Origin of the sequence: Methylobacter sp., assembly GCF_004322395.1 — a bacterium.
GTDB lineage: Bacteria > Pseudomonadota > Gammaproteobacteria > Methylococcales > Methylomonadaceae > Methylobacter_A.
On the sequence record NZ_SCTW01000096.1, the window covers coordinates 1 to 23429 of the forward strand.

Genomic DNA, 23429 nt, shown 5'->3' on the forward strand with positions numbered 1-23429 from the left:
ATGTCGAAGAATCCAAACGATACTACGAAAAGAAACGAGCTGAAGGCAAAAAGCATAATCAAGCGGTTCGCGCATTAGGAAGACAACTGTGTCGCGTGATATTCAAAATGTTACGCGATGAAAAAACATACGAAAATAAATAATTTTATTTTTCGGTTGAAAATATAAGCGGGATGTTCAGGTCTTGAATGGTGCATTGACGATGCTTTTATTTTAGAGGCGTGCACGACGCAAGACTTGCCCCCTTGTTTTTGTGTTGCCGGTTAACTTATTTCCCTATATTACATTGGCTAAAGAGCTGGAGCATTTGGTTGATGGTAGTTTACAGCCTATTCCCACTTAATTGCCTTAACCTAGGCGAAATAATTCCTTAACCCATAGTTCAACACCCCAGGTTACCAGTAAGCTCAAAACAGACATGGCCAATGATGCAGCCATTATGTTGAGATTATTCGGTGTGAATTTGTTCATGGCGATTACCCCTTGGCAAATGATTTAAGGGATCATTCTGAGCCATCCACGTTAAATTATGATGACACGCCAATAACTCGTTCATTTATTGCAGGGTATCTATCATCAGATAGTCCAACTGGGTATGCGCAGGATTACGGCAAAGGACCGCATAGCTTGCTTTTCAGAAAAAAGGCTTAGATTCTGAGCTATCCTCACAAAACATCCTTTAATCGTATCGATTTGTAGATTCTTATAACTCTATTGATTTCGGGCTGCTATGTTCGGTATAGAACATACAGCTTTCGCATAATTGTTTACAGTAATAAAAAATTATACTTACGATCCGCTTATTTCTTAAGGTAGATCGTACTGTTTACTGATAAAAGTAAATCAGAACTCACGGTGAATCTAACCATTCTCAAGAGAGGAAACTGTCATGAGTGTCATCGATAAAGCTGCAAAGCCTGTGTTAACTACCAGCCTAAATATGGTTGAGCTTGCTGAAAATTGGAATCGGGTGAGCAATGGCCAAAAATAACATTCCGCGTCATGTCGGTTTTATTCCCGATGGAAACCGCCGCTGGGCGGTGGATCATGGTCTGCCAAAAGAAGCCGGTTATGCTTATGGCCTTGGCCCAGGCTTGCTTTTGTATGAGCAATGTAAAGAGCTCGGGATCCAAGAGGCTTCCATCTATTGCTTTACACAGGACAACGTAAAACGTCCTTCGATTCAGAAACAGGCATTCAGCGAAGCTTCCGTAGCGTTTGCTTTCGAGATGATACGCAGGGGAGCGGCGCTGCTTGTGGTCGGCGATGACACTTCGGCGCATTTTCCCCAGCTATTGAAAGAGTTCCGACAGCGTCAAGGTGAAGGAATGAAAGTCAATCTATTGATCAACTACGGTTGGGAGTGGGATTTGTCCGGCCTTAAAAATGGCGGATTGCGCTCGGAGGATGTTTCACGCCTGGATTTGATTGTACGTTGGGGAGGCGGACGCCGATTGAGCGGTTTTCTTCCGGTGCAGTCGGTTTATGCGGATTTTTATGTCAGGGACGAATACTGGCCGGATTTTGAGCCGCAGCATTTTGAACATGCACTCTGCTGGTTTAAAGATCAAGACCAGACACTCGGCGGCTGAAGATCTAAGACGGTGTTCACGCTAACAATCCGTCAAGCAGACTCAATAAGGTCATATTTATCAAAATATTTTCTTCGAAATTGCGGTGAGAAGACGCCGTGAAATTTAATGTCCGCACTCACATAATCGATAAAAATCTCTCCCTATCTTCTTGGTCAAATTGCTTTAAAGATATTCAAAAAATGGTATGCTTAGCTTTAACAAAAGACGACAGACGATAATAGATAATTTAGCTTTAATATAAATCAGCCGAAATAATCAAAGTTATTGAATGTGCTTAGACGAGAAGAACATCTTACGTTCGCTATGATGTGGTTTACTTTGATTATCACATCTACTATTAATCAAATAAAATGGAATCACAAAAATCTTTTGTCAGCTGGTTTCGGGATTCATCCCCTTATATCCATGCTCATCGCAACAAAACCTTTGTTATTTTCTTCGGCGGCGAAGCGGTATTGGCTGATGATTTCGATCATCACGTTCACGATTTTGCATTGCTGAACAGTCTGGGCATACGTTTGGTTTTGGTTCACGGCATACGCCCGCAGATTGACCAGCGGCTCACCAAACTGAACGTTCCCGCCCGGTTTTACAATAACTTGCGCATTACCGACGATGTGGCGCTGCAATGCGTTAAGGAAGCCGCAGGATTAGTTCGCGTGGAAATTGAAGCCCTGTTATCGATGGGGTTGGCTAACTCGCCGATGGCAGGGGCAAAAATCAAGGTAGCTTCCGGCAATTTTGTAGTGGCTAAACCTATAGGCGTAATCGACGGCATTGATTATTGCCATACCGGCGAAGTTCGCCGCATCGACAGCGCGGCCATTCATCAACAACTCGACCAGGACAATGTTGTGCTGATTTCTCCGGTTGGTTATTCACCTAGCGGAGAAGTCTTTAATCTGTCAGCCGAACAGGTCGCGACGGCGGTTTCGATTGCGTTAAAAGCGGAAAAGTTGGTTTTGTTAACCGAACAAAGCTGCTGCAATCCCGATAACGGCGAACAAGTCCAGCAAATGACCACAGCTGAAGCCGGCGCTTTCTTGCAGAAACATCCGGACATATCGGCCAGTGTCAGTTTATCGCTTAAAGCTGCGATACAAAGCTGCCAGTCCGGCATCGACCGGGTGCATTTGATTAACCGAGCTATCGACGGTGCGTTATTGCTTGAATTATTTAGCCGTGACGGCATCGGTACGTTGATCAGCTCAACGGCTTTTGAAGAGTTGCGCCCGGCCACACTGAACGATATCGGCGGCATTCTGGAGTTGATCAAACCGCTGGAGCAGCAAGGCAAACTTGCCAAACGTTCCAGGGAGAAAATTGAAATGGAAATCGCCGACTATGTTGTTATTGAGCGCGACGGACTCATTATCGGTTGCACTGCATTGCACCCGTTTGAGCAAAGCCGGTTTGGTGCGATTGCCTGTCTTGCGGTGCATCCTGATTATCAGGGGTCTCGCCGGGGCAATCGAATGCTTGAATATGTCTATCGCAGGGCAGCGGAACTTAAGCTTAAAAAATTGTTCGTTTTATCTACGCAAACCATGCACTGGTTTATTGAACGGGGATTTTTATCGTCGGATATTGCCGACCTTCCTGATCAGCTCAAGATGCTGTATAACCCGCAAAGAAATTCTAAAGTTCTTTGTAAAGAAATTGCATAGCATCTTCTGATGAGCCATAGCCCCGCTTGTATATCAATCCTGCAACTATCCGACTTGCATATCCTGGCAGCGCCGGAAGATAAAATGCTGGGAATTAATACGGAGCATTATTTCCACGCCTGCCTTGAACAGGCCGTTCGGCTTCGCTCACAGCGAGCCGATACGGAGCAACGGCATTTTGATTTGATTCTGCTTACCGGCGACTTGACTCAAGAACCTTGCCCAGAAAGTTACCGCCGCATCTTAACCCGTCTTGAAGCTTATAAAACGCCATGTATCTGTCTGCCAGGCAATCATGATGATTATGAACTGATGCTGCGGATATTGAATACCGACAGTATTAATTGCCGAAAACAGGTTTTATTGGATAATTGGCAGTTGATTTGCTTAAACAGTCAGATACCGGGAAAGCCCGGGGGGCGTCTATCGAAAGAGGAATTGGACTTTCTTGAAAACTGCTTAAGCAAAAATCCTGATCGCCATGCGTTTATCGCAGTCCATCATCATTGCTTGGAGACTAAAAGCCCCTGGATGGATACGATGATCATAGAAAACAGTCAGCAGTTATTGGCAATAGTAGACAAATATCCGCAAGTAAAAGCCATAACCACCGGCCACATACATCAGGTTATGGATATAAAGACAGCAAATCTTCGGATAATGGGCGCGCCTTCAACCTGCTTTCAATTTACACCAAGAACCAACGGATTCAGCGTGGACAACACGGCTCCGGGTTATCGATTAATAGAGCTGTATACAGATGGTCGAGTTGAATCCGAGGTTGTCCGTTTACCTGAGCCATTAATAGGATTACAGACGAATAAACACGGCTATTAAAATGGCTATCGCTTGCGCCTTCTGTCTTTCACCTTTTCAATGTTCTTAGCCAAATACCCTGTTGCATTAACCGGGACGGTGTCGGCGGTTAGAATAGCGCCTAACTCGCTCATCGCTTTTAGATAAACTTTGCGCTTAAAGTACACTACGTCTTTAAGCGGTTCCCAATAATCCACCCAGCGCCAGTCATCGAATTCTGGTTTGGAACATAAATCAAAACGTACATTGGATTCATGCGTTACCAAACGCAACATATACCAGATTTGTTTTTGGCCGATGCATACAGGAAGGGAGTTTTTGCGTATATAACGCTCAGGCAACTGGTATCTCAGCCAATAGCGCGTACGGCCAAGTACTTCGACATGCTGTTCTTGCAGTCCAGTTTCTTCGCACAACTCCCGATACATCGCAGCTTCTGGGTCTTCATTCGGATTAATCCCGCCTTGCGGGAATTGCCATGAGTTTACACCCATTCGTTTTGCCCAGAACAAGCGACCCTCGTCATTGCAAAGGATGATCCCGACATTCGGCCGGTATCCTTTAGAGTCAATCATGTTAAAACCTGTGTTTTTACCTTTCCTATATCTTTAATCTTGCTAATGGTAAAATTGTTAAAGATAGGTCAGTAATTTAAATTAATGACCGCATTGTTCCATAAATAGAGTGCATACGCCATAGGGCACAGCTCTTTTAATTTTCCAAAACAGGATTAACCGTGAGCTTAGCGATTTTCGATTTAGACAACACCCTGATTGCCGATGACAGCGACTACTTATGGGGGCAGTTTCTTGTCGACCAGGGCATCGTCGATAAAAATCACTATGAAAGCGCCAACGCCAAATTCTACGATGACTACAAGCAGGGCACTCTGGATATTGTTGAGTTTCTCCGCTTTTCGCTGCAACCTTTAGCGGACAATGACCCCGAACAACTCTATCAATGGCGGGCGCAATTTATAGAAGAAGCGATCAAGCCGTTGATGTTGAAATCCGCGCAACAGCTGATCGCCAAACATAAAGACCGGGGAGATACGTTGCTGGTCATTACTGCAACCAATCGCTTTGTTACCGAGCCGATAGTCAGGCTGTACGGCATTGAAAACTTACTGGCGACCACGCCGGAATTTGTCGATGGCCGATACACTGGCGGATTTAACGGCATTCCTTGCTTTAGGGAAGGCAAAGTTAAGTTGCTGGAAGCATGGTTGGGAAATTCAACCGAAACCATGCAGGACAGCTGGTTTTATAGTGACTCCCACAATGACTTGCCTTTGCTCAAGCTGGTAGACAATCCTGTTGCAGTCGATCCCGATGAAAAACTAACCGAATTTGCAAGTGCCTCTAATTGGCCGATCATCAGCCTGAGAAACGGCCAATGTCCGACGCATCATTTTCAAAAATAGAAAGCTCAGTTAGAAAAATAGAACACAGATGACGCAGATTAAGCGGATAAACGCGGATAAAAAGTGTAACTATTCAGCGCGAAGCATAATATCCCACTCCATCAGGATAGAGATAGCCATCTGCGATTTGCTGGCAACTGCTTAGCTGAACAGTTACATTTTTGCAAACTTACTCCTAACTCACAATTTGGCACAATGACTATCATGACATTCCCAACCATAGAATCTTTCGTTGGCAATACACCTCTGGTTAGGTTGCAGCGCTTGCCCGGCACCACCAGCAATACTATCCTGGTTAAGCTGGAAGGCAATAATCCGGCCGGGTCAGTAAAAGATCGCCCGGCGCTCAGCATGATTAAACATGCCGAGCAAAGAGGCGAGATCAAACCCGGCGACCGGTTGATTGAAGCGACCAGCGGCAACACCGGCATTGCGTTGGCGATGGCGGCTGCGATCAAAGGCTATAAAATGACCTTGATCATGCCGGATAACATGAGTGAAGAACGCAGGGCTTCTATGAAAGCGTATGGCGCCGAGATTATTCTGACGCCGGCCTCAGGCAGTATGGAAGCGGCGATTGATTTATCCAGAGAAATGGAAGCGGCAGGTAAGGGGAGAGTGCTGGATCAGTTTTCCAATCCTGATAATCCACGCGCTCATTATGAAGGCACAGGTCCGGAAATCTGGCGAGATACGCACGGCAAAATAACCCATTTTGTCAGTTCCATGGGTACGACCGGCACGATTATGGGCACTTCAAAATTTCTGAAGGAACAAAACGCCGATATTCAAGTTATCGGCGTACAACCGGAAGGCGAGTCCAAAATTCCCGGCATCAGGCGCTGGCCCCAGGAATACTTGCCTAAAATTTATCAAGCCGACCGGGTAGACCGGATTATCGATGTCGATCAGGTTTCAGCGGAAAACGTCACCCGGGCTTTAGCCGCCCAAGAGGGTATTTTTGCCGGCGTTTCATCCGGCGGAGCCGTTCATGCAGCATTGAAATTGTCCGAAGAAGTCGAGAATGCGGTCATTGTGGCGATTATCTGCGATCGTGGCGACCGGTATCTGTCTACAGGTGTTTTTCCTGGCTAATGAAAGCCCCGCTCGTCCTGAGCTCTGTAAGGGCGACTGACCGGTCGCCCTTGATAATAACCAAGCTCATCCTGTCCATAGTCTTTATTTTAATAACACCTATCGCCAATGCACTGGATAGCGTATCGCTTAATGTCGGAACCCTTGCAGGAACACAATGGAAACTGGAAGACGTCAATATCGTCCTGGCCGACTTGCAGCAAAACCCGCAAAAACTCGCCTTAACGATCGCCAAGTTAAGCCTGCCAAAACCTTTCGACGATTTCAACCCGGTCAATATCCGTTGTACTGCTTTCACTTGGCAAAACAAGGAGTTGTTATGCGAACAGGGCAGGGCGGAAATGCGTTCCAAACGATGGCAATCTCCGACAGCCAACTTCTCTTTTCATGTTACCGAAAAGCGCAGTTCGTTCAAGTTAGCCGATTTATACTTGGCTGGTGGAATTATTGCTGTTGACGGTGAAGAGCAGGGCGATCAATGGCAATTGCAGATTAACGCTAAAGCTGTAGATGGTAAGTTGATTCAACAGCTGTTGCCGCAGGAATATTTCAAACTGAAAGCCGGTAAAATCGATGTTAAGTTAAATGCATCCGGCAGTCACACGCTGGTTAAGGAATTTACCTTAACCGCCCAACTTAATGGCCTGACCGGCCAAACCAAAGACGGGAAACTTGCAGCTGAGGCATTAGTGCTAAAGACAACTTTGAACGCCAAAAACTATAACGGTCTGTGGAATTGGCAAAGCCATATCGAAATTAATGGCGGCGCGTTTTATGCAGAGCCTTTATATATGGAAGCGACCGGGCAAAATATAGCTTTGGACACACAGGGCGACTGGGACATATCAAACAAACAAGTCGATATCAAATCTGCAAGCTACCGGCATTCAAAAGTCGGGGAATTAATCGGCAGTGCAACCGTTCGATACAAGGATGGAGCAAGTTTTGAAAGAGCCCAACTCGCGTTGGTCAGCGACAATTTGCAGGATTTATCTGCAATCTACCTGAAACCGTTTTTTGAGCAGACAAAATTGCAAGGCGTTGCGCTCGCAGGTCATTTAAAAGCCGATTTCTCAATTAATAAACAAGCCTTAACCGCGTTAACGGCAACCTTTAATAATCTCGATATTAAAGATACCGCAGGCCGCGGCGAAATTAAGGGCGGCTCAGGTCAGATTAACTGGTCGAATGATGAGCTTTTTAGACAGCCGTCGAGATTTTCCTGGCAACAATTGCAGGTGTACTCCTTGCCAATAGGCCCTGCAGAGCTATCGTTTCTGAGCCGGGCTGACAGCATCCGGCTGCTAAAAAAGACCCAGCTACCTTTATTGAGCGGGGTAATCGCTGTCAATCATTTCAACTGGCAAGCAAAACAACAGCAAGACCCCAAGGTATCCTTTGAGGGAGAGATAAGCAATGTGTCACTTGAGCAATTGTCCCTGATTCTAAATTGGACATCGTTATCAGGTACTATCAGCGGTCATATTCCCCGAGTCGAGTACAGCAATAAAACCTTGAGCCTGGGCGGCGAACTGATTGTCAAGGTTTTCGACGGCGAGGTTAGAGTCAGCAATTTAGCCTCTTCGGGATTGTTTTCGGATTTTCCCAAGTTTTATAGCGACCTTGAAATTGAAAACCTGGATCTGGATCAGTTAACCGGCAAGTTTAAATTCGGCGGTATCACTGGTAAGTTATCGGGCTATGTTCAGCAGTTGTATATGGAAAACTGGCAGCCGGTCAGTTTTTTTGCATGGTTGGGAACGCCGGAAAACGATGATTCCCGGCACAGGATCAGTCAAAAAGCGGTACAAAATATCGCCAACATCGGCGGCGGTGGTGCTGCCGATCTGCTGTCTAAAAGTTTTTTAAGGTTTTTTGAAACCTTCGGATATGACAAGCTCGGTCTGGGTTGTTATCTGCATGACGGTGTGTGTCAGTTGATGGGTGTGGAAGCTACGGAATCCGGTTATGCCATTATTACCGGCGGCGGCCTGCCGCGGATTGATGTGATCGGCTATAACTCGCGAGTTGACTGGAATGTGCTGATGGAACGTTTGAAGCGTATTTCGACATCGGATGAAGTGATTGTCGAGTAGGCGATGATTCGTTGCCCGGTTCTCTACTCAACTTATCATTACTGTAAATCGTCATTCAAAAGATTTTCAGTAATTTAGTAAAGGATTAATTATTGACCGGATTTTTTTCACTAAGAATTAATAATACAATAACTTGTCGAGTAGCGCGCCTGACAATACGGTAAACTATAGCAATTTAATTCGTTTCACCTCTCTTGCAATTTCGGAACACTTATGACTACTTGGTTAGAAACCTGTCAAAAACAATTAGCCAGACTAGAAAAAACGTCGGTACTGGCAGATAAACTGATTACTTTGGGCAATAAAACCGGCGTGGATATCTCCCCTGATTTGCTAAGACGGCTTAATATTGAGCGGCCGCGTTTACAAAGGCAATTAGAACGACTGCATGCTAACCGTTTCGAAGTGGCGGTGATCGGTTTAGAGAAGGCGGGTAAAAGTGCGTTACTGAATGCCTGGTTAGGACAGGAGATTTTGCCGTCAGCACGCGAGCGCTGCACCTTCACCAGCACTGAGATATGGTCCGCCCAAACTGAGCAAGATCAACTGCTGTTCATCCAGTATTACACCAAAGAAGAAATTAGCAAGCTTCAATTACAGCGCCGCGATGCGCTGTTAGGTATATTAAGTGAACGCGAACGCAAAGAAATACAAGAAGATTTTGACGATACGGAACAACACCTTAGCCAGATTCTAGTGTTTTGCAAACAAAAAGCCGGCTTTACTCAACACTTCACCGATATTGGCGAAATTAGCGAGCAATTGCAGTCGGCAGTGTTTAAAAACCGGGCTCAATCCTTAGCTATTAAGCGTATTCAGGTGAAAACCGTGCGTTTGCGTAGCGACCGTGACATTATTTTTCATGATGTGCCTGGTTTTAACTCAGGTATTTTAATGCATGCCGAGCAAGCGACCGAACGGCTAAAAAATTGCGATGCAATCATTTACGCGAAGGAAATGAAACAGCCGTCTATTACAGGGCCCGAGAAAGAAATGCTGGTCATTGCCGATTCTGAAGACCCCAGTGTAAAAGTTTCCGATAAGGTATTTGTGGTGCTCACTCAAGCCGATGCGATGGATGATCAAATCGATTTTAAAGAGACCTACGCCAAACATCGCAGCTATTGGCCGTCAGTGCCTGAGCGCCGGTTGGTTCCAGTTTGCGCGCGCGCTCATTTAGTCGAGTTTGGTATTCCTTCGGAAGACACCCTAAGGCGAACTAAGAGTGCTGACGATAAAGCCAAAATGAAAAAGCTCGGCATTAACGATGGCATGGTTGCGTTAAAAGAATCAATCAATTACTACATTGATAACGAACGTTCTGGTGTTTTAGAAAGGCGTTGCGATGCCCTGGTCAGCAGTATTCGACAAATTGCTAATGAAGTGTTGCTTAAGCTCGAACCGATTTACGGCGTATTTGATGAAACTGAAATCCAAGAAGATGATTTGCTCGGTAAAGATTTTAACCAATGGTGGGGCCGCGAATGGCAACGCATCAAAAAGGATTTCGATACTTGGTATGCTGAAATTATTCAAGGTCGCAAAGAAGCCGATGCTTTGGGTTCGGAACATCACGAGCTGGCCGCTCTACATTCTGCCTACGATGAAAAAATCGAATTTTTGCTTTCTAATCTGACCACAGCCCAGCCTGATGAGTTAAAACGTATTTACACGGCCGGCGGTACTATTTCCATGCCCGACCCGCGCGAAGGTAACTATAAAATTCGCGAAGAACTATTTCGGGAAATTCAGAAAAAATTTGAGACCGAACTGACCGACCAATTGGCGCAAGCACTACAAGCTCTTATCGATCAAATTGCACTTAAAACTCAAAACCTGCTTTGGGAAACCGAAGAAGTACGTAAAACCCTGCTGCATTCTGATGTTGATGAAGTCCTTGAACAGGCTCGAATCCGCCACGGCTTTCAAGTACTGTTTTTACGCTTTAGCCGAGTTGCCGTTGAAGCTTTTATTGCTAAACCCTTGCAAGCCAGAGAGCGTTTATTAAACGAGCGCGCTGCTGAAATTAAAACGCTGGAAGCATTTTATCAAGGTAACGATAAAACCAAACACGAAGGTGGTCTGACGCATTATCTGCGTTACGGATTGTGGACAAAATTAACACACACCGACAGTAGCCGCGCCAAATCGGTAGAGAAAGTACCTGCCAAAAGCCAAGTGATACAAGATATTGTGAATGCGGTTACCGCTGAAGCAGCTCCCCCTGTGAAAAAGTTCATTGAAGAGTCGGAAAGAGTATCTTCTAGTGACCCGAGCAATTTTGAAGCAGTTGTTGCCGAAATTAACGGCGATTTAGCCGCTTTACAAGATTACCTAAAAAACAGCGTATTTTATGCTGCGGGCTTTATCACTTACTGCAATCAGGAACTGGAGCGTATTCGTAATCGCTTTAAAGAAATGGAAGACAATGACCGGCAGTGGATTGGTATTATTCGCACAGCCGTAAAGTATGAAAAAAATCCTAATATTCCTTACAACATTGACCACACTCGACGGGATTTTCGTATGCGTCGTGAGATTGCTGTAGAACTTAAGGAGGTTAGAGAAAGTTGTACAAATGTGTTTTGATATTTTAAAGTAACTCGCGTTCCATGCTATCGCTCTGTGATATCGAAGCCCATCAACAGTAAAAGTTGGGCTTCCTTGTTGCACTATTTACAATCACTTTAGCCTAACACAATTCCTTGCGCATGGTTTCCAGCGCTACATTGTCCAACGTTATACCTTGGGTAAACTGTAGTAATACCTCGTTCGTTCATCAAAGTTTGACAATTGCCGTCGCTCATTTCAGCGTGTATTTTAAAAAACTGCAATTCCTGTCCTTTGGGCCACGTGTTCCATTCCTGAGCGTCCTGCGAATTATTCCCGGCGAAAGCTGCGGTGCTCGGCGCGGCAAACAGGATAAATACCGTTCGTGCGTAACATCAATTACTAATGGCCGTCCGCCGCGAATCGATGTGATCGGCTATAATCGGCATTAACTGGAATGTATAGATGGAACAGTTAGTCGATATCAGGCCCGGTAATCATTAAATAATTAGGAAACCGTTATGAGAAAAATATCAGTATTAAGCGCAATATTGTTGACTGCTTGTGTCACCATCAATATTTATTTTCCGGCTGCCGCAGCCGAAAAAGCGGCGGATGAAATCATCAAAGACATACAAAAAAATACGCCGCAACAAACGGAACCAAAGCCTAAGGCAAGTTTGCCGGATTGGCAGGTCAGTGTTTATCAGCTGATCGATAATGCGATCAATGTTGTGGTGTCGCCTGCGCAGGCAGAGGAGGCAAATCTGGCAATCGATAGCGCTGAAATCAGGCAGTTGCGCGCTACGATGGAAGCTCGCTTTGCCAGTCTGCAACCTTTATATGCGGCGGGCTATATCGGTATACAGGCGGATGGCTTGCTGGCGGTTAGAGATATTGGCAGCGTACCGCTTAAAGACAGGAATCAGGTCAATAAACTGGTTACTGCAGAAAATGCAGATCGCCAAAACCTTTATCAGGCGATTGCGAATGCTAACGGCCATCCTGAATGGACTGCACAAATTAAATCAACTTTTGCCGGTCGTTGGGTTAGTAATGCTCAGTCAGGCTGGTGGTATCAATCCTCAGGAAGCTGGAAACAAAAGTAAACATGGCAAATAGAAGAAGAGTCAAAAAACAGTTACCGGAAACGCCGGTTAAAGTCACCATAGAATCGTTGGCTCATGACGGGCGCGGCGTGGCGCATGTCGATGGTAAGGTGATTTTTATCGATGAGGCATTGCCGGGCGAGGAGGTTGAGTTTGTTTATACCGAAAGCCGTAAGGATTATGCGGAAGGCAAGGTCGTCAAGCTGTTAAGCCGGGCCGCTGACCGGGTCGATGCGTTATGCGCTCATTACGGCGTTTGTGGTGGTTGCAGTTTTCAGCATGTCGAATCGGCTGCGCAAATCCGAATCAAGCAGGATTTGCTGATCGATCAGTTCAAACGCATAGGCAAGACCGAAATCCCCGAGCTTTGGCAGCCTTTGGCTGGCCCGCATTGGGGTTATCGCAGCAAAGCGCGGATGGGCGTTAAATATGTCGAGAAAAAGAATCGGGTGCTGGTGGGGTTCAGGGAAAGACGGCATCAGTATTTGGCTGAAATTGAAAGCTGCGTGGTGATGAACCCTATCGTCGGCACTAAGCTAATGGCTTTGTCGGAAATGATCGGCGGGTTGACCGTCAGGGATAAAATCCCGCAGATTGAAGTGGCTATCGGCGACCGGCAATGCGTGTTGGCGATTCGAGTGCTGGAACCGCCGACCGATGCCGATAAGGAACGGATGCGCGAGTTTGCTCATCGGCATGATATATCGCTGTGTCTGCAATCAAAAGGCCCCGATACTATTATGCCGCTGGATGGCGAGCCGGAAGTGATACCGACTTACGCGCTGCCGGATCAGGGCTTGGAGTTTAAGTTCAAACCCGCGATGTTTACTCAGGTTAATTATGAAATCAACAAGCAAATGATCAATCGGGTGCTGGAGACTTTGACATTGAATGAAAACGACTCGGTGCTGGATTTATTTTGCGGCTTGGGCAACTTTACTTTGCCGATGGCGAAATTTGCTGGGCGCGTAGTCGGCGTGGAAGGCGACCAACCCTTGGTCAATCACGCCAAGGAAAATGCTCGTCATAACGGCATCGAAAACGTTGAGTTTTATGCGGCCGATTTAAGCAAGGATATTAGCGATCAGCCTTGGGCCAACCGGAAATACAACAAAATCATGTTAGATCCGTCCAGAGCCGGAGCTTCCGAGGTTTTGCATCATTTTAAAAAATGGCAGCCCGAGCAGATTGTTTATGTGTCGTGCAATCCATCAACATTAGCCCGTGATGCGGGAATACTGGTTAATGAACTGGGCTATAAACTGGTTAAGGCCGGGGTGATGGATATGTTCCCGCAAACCGGGCATGTGGAGTCAATAGCTTTGTTTAAAAAATAAGCGTGTGACTATGTTTCGTATCGTGCTGTAACGGTCTGCGATACGACAGTATGAGCAGGTGATATTGCTGATTCACAACGATATGATGCACCGGGATAAGAGTGGGGATTAAAAGTGCGGTTTAAATACAATTAACTGTAATTCCTGCCAATGACGAGTTGCTTCGCTATCACCACAAGAATGGGCATCGGTATAATCTCCTAAAAGCGGCGCTTTTAATCCCCTGCTTTGGATGAGAGCATCGGCATAATGGAGAGATACGCTATAATTAAGTTACAAAGTTGGGAAAACCGGCACAATTCCACTAGAATTGCAGGTTGGTAAGACTGGGCATACTAAAAAAATAAAAGCCAAGTCTTGATGTGTTATTTATTTCACCCTAACGGGGCTAACGGGGAGTTTCCTTTGTCATTTTCAAACGGATTTTTCATTCAATTTATTCGGTTAGCTGGGCCTTTTTGGCATTCTGAAAATAAATCCACTATTCGCAGTTTGGTACTAGCTTTATTCATGCTCACCATCATGCAGATCGGCATTGCTGTGGTTATTACTGTGTGGAGCGCCGATCTTTTCAATGCACTTGAACAACGCTCAATGGGAGGGCTATTTACACAGATCGGTCTGATCGTACTGATTTTCGGAGCCAATATAGCGGTTACCACCGCCCATTTTAAAGTTAAACGGCGCTTGCAACTCGACTGGCGAAGCTGGTTAACGCATCACTTGATCAGTAAATGGATGACTGAAGGCCGCCATTATTTGGTTACCCATATTCAGGGAGCACACGATAATCCGGACGGACGAATTGCTGAAGATATCCGTATTGCGACTGAAGCCGCTATCGATCTTTGTCACTCTTTGATCTATTGTTTGTTACTGCTGGTTAGTTTTACCAAAATTCTTTGGGCGCTTTCCGGCACTGTTACCCTTAATCTGTTGTTCTTTGAAGTTCCCATTTACGGGCATTTGGTCTGGTTGGCTATCATCTATGCGGCTTGCGCTTCCGCATTGGGTTGGTGGTTAGGCCGTCCCTTTACCACAGCGACAGACGCCAGACAGACTGTAGAAGCCAATTTCAGGTTTGGCTTGGTAACCGCACGGGAAAACTCCCTGGCGATTGCGCTGGTTCATGGTGAAGCCAATGAGCAGACTCGTTTCATCGGGCTTTTTAAGAATATTGTTCATGCTTGGCAGCGGCAAACTCATGCTTGGTCTCATCTATACATGCTCACTTCCGGCTATTCGGTGTTGTCGATGGCCTTTCCGATTCTGGTGTCTGCGCCCCGCTATATTTTAGGAAGTATTCCGCTTGGAGCCTTGATGCAGTCAGCCCAGGCATTTCAGCAAACTGCTGGAGCGCTGTCCTGGCCGGTTGATAATATGGCTAAAGTAGCGGAATGGCGAGCTTCGGTTGAGCGGGTATTGGGATTGGCTAATGGATTAGAGCTATTAGAGCAGGAAATCGCTCGCCATGATCCGCATCGAATTCATCTGGAAAAAACAGAACAGGATGTTTTGCGTTTTCGTGACTTGTGTATTATCAGGCTTGATGGCGTGGTATGCGTATCGGCTATGAATGCCGAAATCAAGCCCGGAGAGCGCGTACTGATTACCGGCAATGCATTTACCGGCTCCAAATTGTTTAAGGCGATAGTCGGTCTTTGGCCGTGGGGAGAAGGAGCTATTGAGTTACCGCGCAATCCGGTATTCTTTATGCCGCCGCGGCCTTATTTGCCGACCGGCACGTTGCGGGCGGCAATCTGTTATCCGTCAGCTCATTCGGAATATTCCGAGTCTGCGATTGCTGATGCGCTTGACTTGGTCGGTTTGCAAGAATTGCATGAGCAGCTTGACCACGAAGACAATTGGGCCGGTGCTCTTTCCCGTGAACAGCAACAGCGCTTAGGGGTAGTTCGGCTGTTATTACAGCAACCCAAGTGGATTTTGTTGCAAGAGGCTATGGATTCGCTTGATTCCTCTTGGGAAATGAAAATGCTGAATTTGATAGCCCAAAAACTGCCTGATGCTGCAATATTGACAATTACTAACGAGCCTATGGCAGAGGGATTTCATGAGCGGAGGATTGTGCTGTAATTGTTCTCGTTTTTAATGTTTGATAATAATGAAGCATGATTATTGGTAATAAATACGGCAAAAAACTGCGCGGCGTTAACCTTGGCGGATGGCTGGTTCTTGAAAAATGAATGACGCCCAGTGTTTTTGACGGTCTGGAAGCTGTAGACGAAACCACTTATTGCGTCGAACTGGGAGCCAATGCCGAGCAAGCGCTAAAAAAGCATTGGGACAGCTTCATCACCCGCGACGATTTCATTTGGCTGGCAAATGTCGGCATCAACGCAGTGCGGATGCTAAGAAGTTAGGGCCACGCTATGAAAAAAATTATGTTACTCCTATTTTTACTCCCAACGATTACATACGGAGCTGGTTCGCTTTGCGATGCCGACGAGCAGGTTTTGTTTTCATGCCCGGTGGGCAAGTCTGGAAAGTTGGTGTCTTTGTGCGGTTTTCGGAAGCTGGAGAAAGACGTCGGTTACCTTCAGTATCGTTACGGCAGCCCCAAAAACATCGAACTTACATTTCCTTCTGCTAAAGCCGGTTCTTTGGAAAAATTCAGGTACGCCCATTACTTTCGATTTCAAGTCGACAGAACGTTTGTATCCTTTTCGAACGGCGGATTCGAATATTCAGTATTTACGAACTACGATGGAGAAGAAGAGTCTCCCGTGCAAGAAAAGGGTGTCACGGTTTTTAAAAAGAGCCAGCCTGACAAAGAAACCAACTTTATTTGCAGCTCGCCAGTCTCTGAGGATCTTGGAAAACTGGAAAATATTTTACCTTGCGACAAAGAGAGCGATTTCGCTTCATGTGGCGAATAGCTCTAGTTTGGCAGCCAGGCTGTGCCGGAAAGCCGGGCACATAGGCTACTTCCCCACGCGCAACGTGAGAATGCAGTTAAGGCGGACTGCGCCGCGAGTCGCGGCAATCCAACTTCCACTTGTTATTTTTACAAGGGTTTGACGATATATTCTTTATAAAGTTTAATGGGGTCTTTAACTTACGTTAGCCTTTATTTACAGCGAAGCTTTTTACGCTATCTTTCCACCTGTCATAAAGAGAGATTTAGAAATGCAAACACAATTTCTAGCAGCTTTATCCAATAATTCTCAAACCAAAAACGCCAATCGTTCAATATCTAAAATATCCCGGCTTTGGGCTCTTTTAGTTACATTATTGTTTAGTATGTTGTTTTCTGCGCCAAGCTACAGCCATAGAGGAGCACTTGATGAGATTGACATTTGCCGTATCAGGGTTGGAACTGAAAAAATCCACTTTACCGCTTATACGCCGACATTTACTGAGAGCCAAGGCTATTGCCGTTTTATTCCCAATGTGGGGCTGACTAATCTAATTTTCGATTATGAAGGCAAGAAACTCAGGGACGTCTCAATAGAATTTGAAGTGACTAAAGAGCCTGAAGGAACGCGCATTTTTTATCAAGAGCCGCAAAAAGCTAAAACCGGATCGGTTAAAGCGGATATTGACTTTTCTAAATATGGTGCCGGTGATTATCTTGCGCATGTGACCATCGTTCACGACGGCGAAAAGCAAGACACGCATTTGCCGTTTGTCATTGGCTCTGAAGAACCAACACCATGGGGCCGGTATTTGTTTTTTATAGTATCCGTGGCGGTGTTGACGGCTATAGGCATTGCAGTATTAACTCGTAAATACGGTGGTAATCAAGAAAATACGCACTTTTAGCAAACGGTTACGAGTCACTCCGGCTTTATTAGGGTCACCCAATAGCGGGAGTCGATGTCTAATCCTTTTAGCGATAGCGAGGTAAACGCTCATACATTGTTTTATCTTCTCCTGCATTCACCATATTCATGTGGATTATGCAGGAGAAGATAGCTGTTTATGCAGTTGTGGTTTATTAACTCATCAAGCCAACTTTTCTTTTAAAAAATCAATAACATCCGCAAACGGAATTTCCTCGTTTGCCTCAGCCGTTCTGGCCTTATATTCAACCGTGCCGGAATCCAGCCCGCGATCACCCACCACGATGCAGTGCGGGATGCCGATCAGCTCCATGTCGGAAAACATAAACCCGGCGCGGACTTTTCTGTCATCAAATAAAACATCGATTCCGGCAGCCAGTAAGTCTTGATATAACTTCTCCGAAGCTGCTTTAAGGCGCTCGGATTTGTGCATGTTCATTGGGCAAAGCGCGACTTGGAAAGGTGCAAGATTGGCGGACCAGATGATGCCTTTGTCGTCGTGGTTCTGTTCGATCGCGGCAGCAACGACACGGGAAATACCGATGCCGTAACAACCCATGATCATGATTTGGTTTTTGCCGCCTTCGTTAATAACGCCGGCTTTCATCGATTCGCTGTACTTGGTGCCCAGCTGGAAAATATGGCCGACTTCAATCCCGCGAGCCAAGGTGATTTGGCCTTTGCCGTCCGGACTGGGATCGCCTTCAACTATTTTGCGAATGTCAGCAACGTGTCCTTTCGGAAGCTTTGAAATGGGGATTTCTAGAAAATCTTTTTCCCAGTTACACCCTTTCAGATGAAAGCCTGACTCATTAGCCCCGCATACAAAATCAACCATATGGATAGCTGAACGATCGGCTATCCAATTAAATGGCTCTGATTTCTTTAATAGCTCCTTTGATGGCGGACCAATGTATCCGGCGCGGCATTTCAGATGCTGCTCAATTTCCTCGTCAGTTGCAGGGCGGAATTCGCCCAATATCTTGCGAGTTTTGATTTCATTAAGTTCATGATCGCCTCGCAAATACAGAAGCCAGAATGCTTCTTTATCTTCGTTCTGAGGCGTCTTAACTTTTTGCACGTAAGCAAGTGTTTTAAGAATTTCTTGTGGAGCAATACCTAAAGACTCACTGACTTCAGAAATTGATTTTTGGCCGGGCGTGGGGATTTTTTCTAATTCTTTACTAGGAATTGATCTGGGGGATGTGGGCTGTAAAGCCTCCGCTTGTTCAACATTAGCGGCATACTCGCTGTCGGTTGAGAACGCAATCGCATCCTCGCCGGAATCGGCCAGCACATGGAACTCATGTGATACCGCACCGCCGATAGAGCCGGAATCGGCGATTACCGCGCGAAATTTTAAGCCCAAATGGTTAAAAATATTGGTATAGGCTTGATACATCGCATCATAAGTTTCCTGCAATGATTCCTGATCCAAATGGAAAGAATAGGCGTCCTTCATAATAAATTCACGCGAACGCATCACGCCGAAACGGGGGCGGATTTCATCGCGGAATTTGGATTGGATTTGGTAATAAGTGATCGGCAGCTGCTTATAGCTTTTGATCTCGTTGCGCGCCAAATCGGTAATAATTTCTTCGTGAGTCGGTCCCAAACAAAAATCGCGTTCATGACGGTCTTTTAACCGCGCCAGTTCCGGGCCGTATTGTTCCCAGCGGCCGGTTTCCTGCCACAGCTCTGCCGGTTGCAGGCCGGGCATTAGCACTTCCAATGCGCCGGTTTTTTCCATTTCTTCGCGGGTGATTTTTTCAACCTTACGCATGACCCGCAGCCCCAAAGGTAACCAAGTGTAAAGACCTGCGGCCAATTTACGGATCAGGCCTGCGCGGATCATCAGTTGATGGCTGGCTATTTCAGCATCAGCCGGTGTTTCTTTAACGGTGTTGAGTGGGAATTGAGTAGTACGCATTGTGATTTAAGGAGCTGGACAATAGAAAACCGCTATTTTACAGATTTAATACCGATTTAGTCATCCCGTTATCGTAATCAATTCAGATGTTGATGAATAAGTCTTTGGCAGCATTTTTATAACCTGACTAAACACATCAAGTTGAGTTTATCGTTCGGACATTACGTGTTATGTTTTATGAGGAATTTTGAGTTCCTCATAATAATAATTAAAGGATTACCCTTGGAATATAGAGCTGACATTTTAATTGTCGACGACACATTGGCCAACTTACAACTATTATCGACTCTTTTAAAAGAAGAAGGCTACAAAGTACGTCCTGCTAACAGCGGTGTTCTAGCATTACAGGCAGTTGCCCAAAAAAAGCCGGACCTGATTTTGCTGGATATCAAAATGCCTGAGATGGATGGTTATGAAGTTTGTGAGGCATTAAAAAGCAATCCGGAAACCAAAAATATTCCGGTTTTATTCATCAGTGCATTGAATGATGTTGCCGATAAAATCAAAGCCTTTAATGTGGGCGGTCTCGATTATATTAATAAGCCTTTTCAATTTGAGGAAGTAAAAGCCCGCGTTGGCACTCAGTTGCGATTAAAAGCTTATGAAGATGATATGGAGGAAAAAATAGCGCTTGGTATTCGTGAAATTGAAGCGTTGAATAAGGAAATTATTGATACTCAACAAGAGCTTATTTTTACCATGGGGCAAATTTGCGAAAACCGTTCGCAAGAAACGGGACAGCATGTAAAACGTGTCGCCGAATACTCGTATTTATTAGCAAAATTGTACGGTTACGAAGAACAGGAACTCATGAAACAAGCCGCTTCCATGCACGATATTGGTAAAGTCGCTATTCCGGATAGTATTTTAAATAAACCCGGTAAGTTAACTGCCGAAGAATGGAAAGACATGAAAACACATTGTCATTTAGGTTTTCAGATGCTCAATCTGTCACAACATGCTTCCCAACGTCCGCTATTTAAACTGGCGGCGACTATTGCTTTGGAACATCATGAAAAATGGGATGGCAGCGGCTATCCCTATGGTCTTAAAGGTGAAGAAATCAGTGTCGCGGGACGTATTACGGCTGTTGCCGATGTGTTCGACGCGCTGGGAGCTATGCGATGTTATAAGCCTTCGAAGAGTTTGGATGAGATTTTGGAGATTTTTCAGCTGGAAAAAGGTAGGCATTTTGATCCGGACATGATTACTCTGTTTTTTGATCATTTGGATGACTTTATAGCTATCCGGGATAAATACGCGACACCTGAATAACGGACGAAAATGTTCATACTCTCCGTCACATTAAATAATCGGCACATCGCCAGTATTCCTTTCACATCACGCAGCAACTTGTTTAATTTGTTGGCAGTGTACGACCATACGCGGATACGTTCAGCGTGCCAGGGTAGAGGGACATGCGGCCAGTGCTTAGTGCGTATTGACCAAGGCGGAGCCAGTGAATTGACGCATTATGAATATGAGCGTCTTAACGCATCGCAAATCGCCCGCGATATTCGTCTTGCCTGTCAAGTGACGTTGTTTGATCACGCCAGTGTTACGCTTATTAATCCCCTGGCTATCGAAGCGCTGGATACCATAAGCATTCATCCCTTCATGCCATCGGCCAATGCCAGGTATGCTGTGGCAGTAGATTTGGGTTCAACTCAATTACGCATGAGTCTTTGGGATTATGTCAATCAACACCGTGTTGCTGGCTATTGTGGTTTTAATCCGCAAGCTTACTATGGTACAGACATACTCAATCGTTTAACCGCTGCTACGACTGATAAAACCAAAGGATCGGTAATGAGTGAGTTGATACAAGACACGATAGAGCGCGTGGTAACGGAATGGATAAATGCTAAGAATGTGCATATTACGGAAATCTTAATTGTCGGAAATACAGCGATGCTGGCATTGTTGGCGAACAAACATACCGAACAATTATTACAACCTGCATATTGGACGCACTCTATCGATTGTTCTTTAAACTTTTCGACATTACGCCAAACGCAAATTCCCGTTGCTGCTGTCCAGCCCGTAGCCGGTTTTGTCGGTTCCGATCTATTGGTTGGTTTATTGGCTGCGCGTTTAACGCAAAGTCCAGGTAGTGCGTTGTTTATTGATTTTGGCACTAACACCGAAATCGCTTTATGGCATCAGGATAAATTATGGCTTACTTCCGTTCCCGGCGGCCCTGCATTTGAAGGATGCGGTATTAGTTACGGTATTGCTGCTGAACAAGGAGCGATTAGTCATGTTAATTATGATGCCGGGACAGGAGAGTTTCACGGTGCGTTGATCGGCACATTGATCGATACAAGCGAGATTAAGGGCTTATGCGGTTCGGGTTTATGCGATGTTATGGCCTGTTTACTTGCATCGGGACAATTGAAAAAAAACGGTCGCTTTGCAAAAGCGGATTCCGAGTTGGAAATTGAATTAGTTAATCTGCATTATCGTGTTACTGTTAAAAAACAGGATATTGATATTTTTCAACGCGCTAAAGCCGCTACAGGCGCAGGTATTGCTAAATTGCTTGCCTTGGCAGAGGTGTCATCGGCTGATTTAACTCGACTGTGTATTGCGGGGTCTTTTGGGCAGTTTTTAAATATTCAACATGCGCAAGCCATTGGTCTATTGCCTGATTGCGCGCATGAAAGAGTCGAATTATGCGGTAATGCCGCGTTAATGGGGTGTGAGCAGTTGCTTTCCAGCCATAATCGCGACGAACAATTAAACGAACTAAAACGCAAAGTTGAAGTGGTTAATTTGTCGCAAGTTATCGATTATGAAGAAGCGTTTGTCGATAATCTTTACCTGCAACCGATATTGTTAAACTGAATGTTTTTGTTAAATCGCACAATGACTCACCTTAACTGAGAATTTTATGATACTGAAAAATGTTATCACGGCTTATAACGAGGCCATTTTTGATACGGATCGTGATAAAGCATTCGAGGTTATTCACGAAGCGATAGCTCAGGGTCTTACCCCTGAGGATATTGTTTTTAAAGTGGTTATTCCGGCTATGGAACTGATGATTAAAGCCATCAGTGAAGATTTTGACGCCAATCTCGCCCAACATTTCATGGCGTCGCAAATCGCTTCCCAAGTCACCGATGAAATGGTGGCGCTGTTTCAATCAAGTCCCGAAACTATTGGGCGTATAGTCATCGGCACATCGCACGGCGATATGCATACGTTGGGTAAACGCATTGTCAGTGGCTGTTTGCGTTCGCTGATGATTGACGTGATCGATTTAGGGGTTAATGTCAGTGCGGAACGCTTTGTCGATGCCGCATTGGAGCATGACGCAAATATTATTGCGATTTCTTCGATGATGGTTCATACCGCGCGCAGTGAACAAGGTTGTCTTGCGGTACGGCAATTACTTAAGGAACGCTGGTTAGAGGATCGCCTTAAAATCGTTGTCGGCGGCGCCCCGTATACATGGGATACGGAACTTTATAAAGTCGTCCAAGCCGATGCCTGGGCACGTGATGGTATTTCAGCAGGAAAAGTCATTAAGGATTTAATCGTGGGGATGCACAAGTGATTACTGGAATGGATAGATTGGTTGCAGCAATTAAGGGTGAAAAGGCGGATCGCATTCCGGTATTTTGCAATTTATTGGACCAAGGCGTTAAAGAGTTGGGTTTAGTGTCTTTATATGATTATTACCAACATGGCGAATATGTTGCCGAAGCGCAATTGAAAATGCGCGAAAAATACGGCTACGATAATGTCTGGAGTCTGTTTTATGTCGGTAAAGAAGCGGAATTATTAGGCTGTCGAAAGATTTTGTTTTCGCCGGACGGTCCGCCTAATGTTGAACATTTTGTCATTCAATCCTATGACGATATTCATAACTTGGAAATTCCTGACGACATCATTCATCACCCTGTTTTTGCCGAAGAATTAAAATGTTTGCAAATCCTGAAACGGGAAGTGGGCGGACGTTATCCGATCTGCGGTTATGTTACCGCCAGCATGGCATTGCCC

19 protein-coding genes are annotated in these 23429 nt (G+C 45.4%); 17 read left to right on the top strand and 2 right to left on the bottom strand.

The annotated features are described in order from the left end of the window. Window positions 1-977 precede the first annotated feature (977 nt). The 3 genes from EPO18_RS13015 (at window position 978) to cpdA (ending at window position 4099) form a co-directional block, all read left to right on the top strand. Window positions 978-1592, top strand: coding sequence for an undecaprenyl diphosphate synthase family protein (locus EPO18_RS13015; protein WP_292433844.1), 615 nt, complete (start codon window positions 978-980; stop codon window positions 1590-1592). A 353-nt stretch (window positions 1593-1945) separates the two neighbouring features. Next, window positions 1946-3262: an amino-acid N-acetyltransferase gene (argA, locus tag EPO18_RS13020; protein WP_292433846.1), complete on the top strand. Its 1317-nt coding sequence runs from the start codon at window positions 1946-1948 to the stop codon at window positions 3260-3262. 9 nt (window positions 3263-3271) lie between these two features. After that, window positions 3272-4099, top strand: coding sequence for a 3',5'-cyclic-AMP phosphodiesterase (gene cpdA / locus EPO18_RS13025; RefSeq protein ID WP_292433849.1), 828 nt, complete (start codon window positions 3272-3274; stop codon window positions 4097-4099). Window positions 4100-4104: 5 nt separating this feature from the next. Here the strand turns inward: cpdA and EPO18_RS13030 are convergent, their stop codons facing one another. Continuing rightward, window positions 4105-4653: an RNA pyrophosphohydrolase gene (locus EPO18_RS13030; protein ID WP_292433850.1), complete on the bottom strand. Its 549-nt coding sequence runs from the start codon at window positions 4651-4653 to the stop codon at window positions 4105-4107. Window positions 4654-4814: 161 nt separating this feature from the next. Between EPO18_RS13030 and EPO18_RS13035 the strand changes: the two genes are divergently transcribed. From EPO18_RS13035 to EPO18_RS13080, 10 genes are all read left to right on the top strand, one after another. Further along, complete coding sequence (locus tag EPO18_RS13035; protein ID WP_292433852.1) at window positions 4815-5501, top strand: histidinol-phosphatase; 687 nt, start codon at window positions 4815-4817, stop codon at window positions 5499-5501. A 204-nt stretch (window positions 5502-5705) separates the two neighbouring features. Continuing rightward, window positions 5706-6596: a cysteine synthase CysM gene (gene cysM, locus EPO18_RS13040; RefSeq protein WP_292433854.1), complete on the top strand. Its 891-nt coding sequence runs from the start codon at window positions 5706-5708 to the stop codon at window positions 6594-6596. Between the two features lie 50 nt (window positions 6597-6646). Beyond that, the gene (locus EPO18_RS13045) at window positions 6647-8692 is read left to right on the top strand and encodes a translocation/assembly module TamB domain-containing protein (RefSeq protein ID WP_292433856.1); all 2046 of its coding nucleotides are present in this window, start codon (window positions 6647-6649) and stop codon (window positions 8690-8692) included. Between the two features lie 213 nt (window positions 8693-8905). Continuing rightward, window positions 8906-11281, top strand: coding sequence for a dynamin family protein (locus EPO18_RS13050; RefSeq protein WP_292433858.1), 2376 nt, complete (start codon window positions 8906-8908; stop codon window positions 11279-11281). A 482-nt stretch (window positions 11282-11763) separates the two neighbouring features. Then, window positions 11764-12351 (top strand): YdbL family probable chaperone protein, encoded by a 588-nt coding sequence (locus EPO18_RS13055; protein ID WP_292433859.1) that lies wholly within the window; start codon window positions 11764-11766, stop codon window positions 12349-12351. Between the two features lie 2 nt (window positions 12352-12353). Next, complete coding sequence (rlmD, locus tag EPO18_RS13060) at window positions 12354-13688, top strand: 23S rRNA (uracil(1939)-C(5))-methyltransferase RlmD (protein WP_292433861.1); 1335 nt, start codon at window positions 12354-12356, stop codon at window positions 13686-13688. Window positions 13689-14093: 405 nt separating this feature from the next. Beyond that, window positions 14094-15782: an ABC transporter ATP-binding protein/permease gene (locus tag EPO18_RS13065; protein ID WP_292433863.1), complete on the top strand. Its 1689-nt coding sequence runs from the start codon at window positions 14094-14096 to the stop codon at window positions 15780-15782. A 110-nt stretch (window positions 15783-15892) separates the two neighbouring features. Beyond that, on the top strand, window positions 15893-16069 hold the full coding sequence (locus EPO18_RS13070) for a hypothetical protein (RefSeq protein ID WP_292433865.1): 177 nt from the start codon (window positions 15893-15895) through the stop codon (window positions 16067-16069). Window positions 16070-16078: 9 nt separating this feature from the next. Beyond that, the gene (locus EPO18_RS13075) at window positions 16079-16585 is read left to right on the top strand and encodes a hypothetical protein (RefSeq protein WP_292433866.1); all 507 of its coding nucleotides are present in this window, start codon (window positions 16079-16081) and stop codon (window positions 16583-16585) included. 250 nt (window positions 16586-16835) lie between these two features. Beyond that, a complete protein-coding gene (locus EPO18_RS13080; protein ID WP_292433868.1) occupies window positions 16836-17471 on the top strand; it encodes a hypothetical protein in 636 nt (211 codons plus the stop codon). Between the two features lie 183 nt (window positions 17472-17654). Here the strand turns inward: EPO18_RS13080 and EPO18_RS13085 are convergent, their stop codons facing one another. Next, window positions 17655-19421: a proline--tRNA ligase gene (locus tag EPO18_RS13085; RefSeq protein ID WP_292433870.1), complete on the bottom strand. Its 1767-nt coding sequence runs from the start codon at window positions 19419-19421 to the stop codon at window positions 17655-17657. Window positions 19422-19598: 177 nt separating this feature from the next. Between EPO18_RS13085 and EPO18_RS13090 the strand changes: the two genes are divergently transcribed. From EPO18_RS13090 to EPO18_RS13105, 4 genes are all read left to right on the top strand, one after another. Next, window positions 19599-20696 carry an HD-GYP domain-containing protein gene (locus EPO18_RS13090; protein WP_292433872.1) on the top strand — a complete coding sequence of 366 codons (1098 nt, stop codon included), beginning with the start codon at window positions 19599-19601 and terminating at the stop codon, window positions 20694-20696. Between the two features lie 9 nt (window positions 20697-20705). Further along, entirely contained in the window at window positions 20706-22268 is a 1563-nt protein-coding gene (locus EPO18_RS13095; protein WP_292433874.1) for an ASKHA domain-containing protein, read from the top strand. A 46-nt stretch (window positions 22269-22314) separates the two neighbouring features. Beyond that, on the top strand, window positions 22315-22983 hold the full coding sequence (locus EPO18_RS13100; RefSeq protein WP_292433876.1) for a cobalamin B12-binding domain-containing protein: 669 nt from the start codon (window positions 22315-22317) through the stop codon (window positions 22981-22983). Window positions 22984-22991: 8 nt separating this feature from the next. Beyond that, window positions 22992-23429: uroporphyrinogen decarboxylase family protein (locus EPO18_RS13105; RefSeq protein WP_292433878.1), on the top strand; the 438-nt coding region annotated here is incomplete at its 3' end.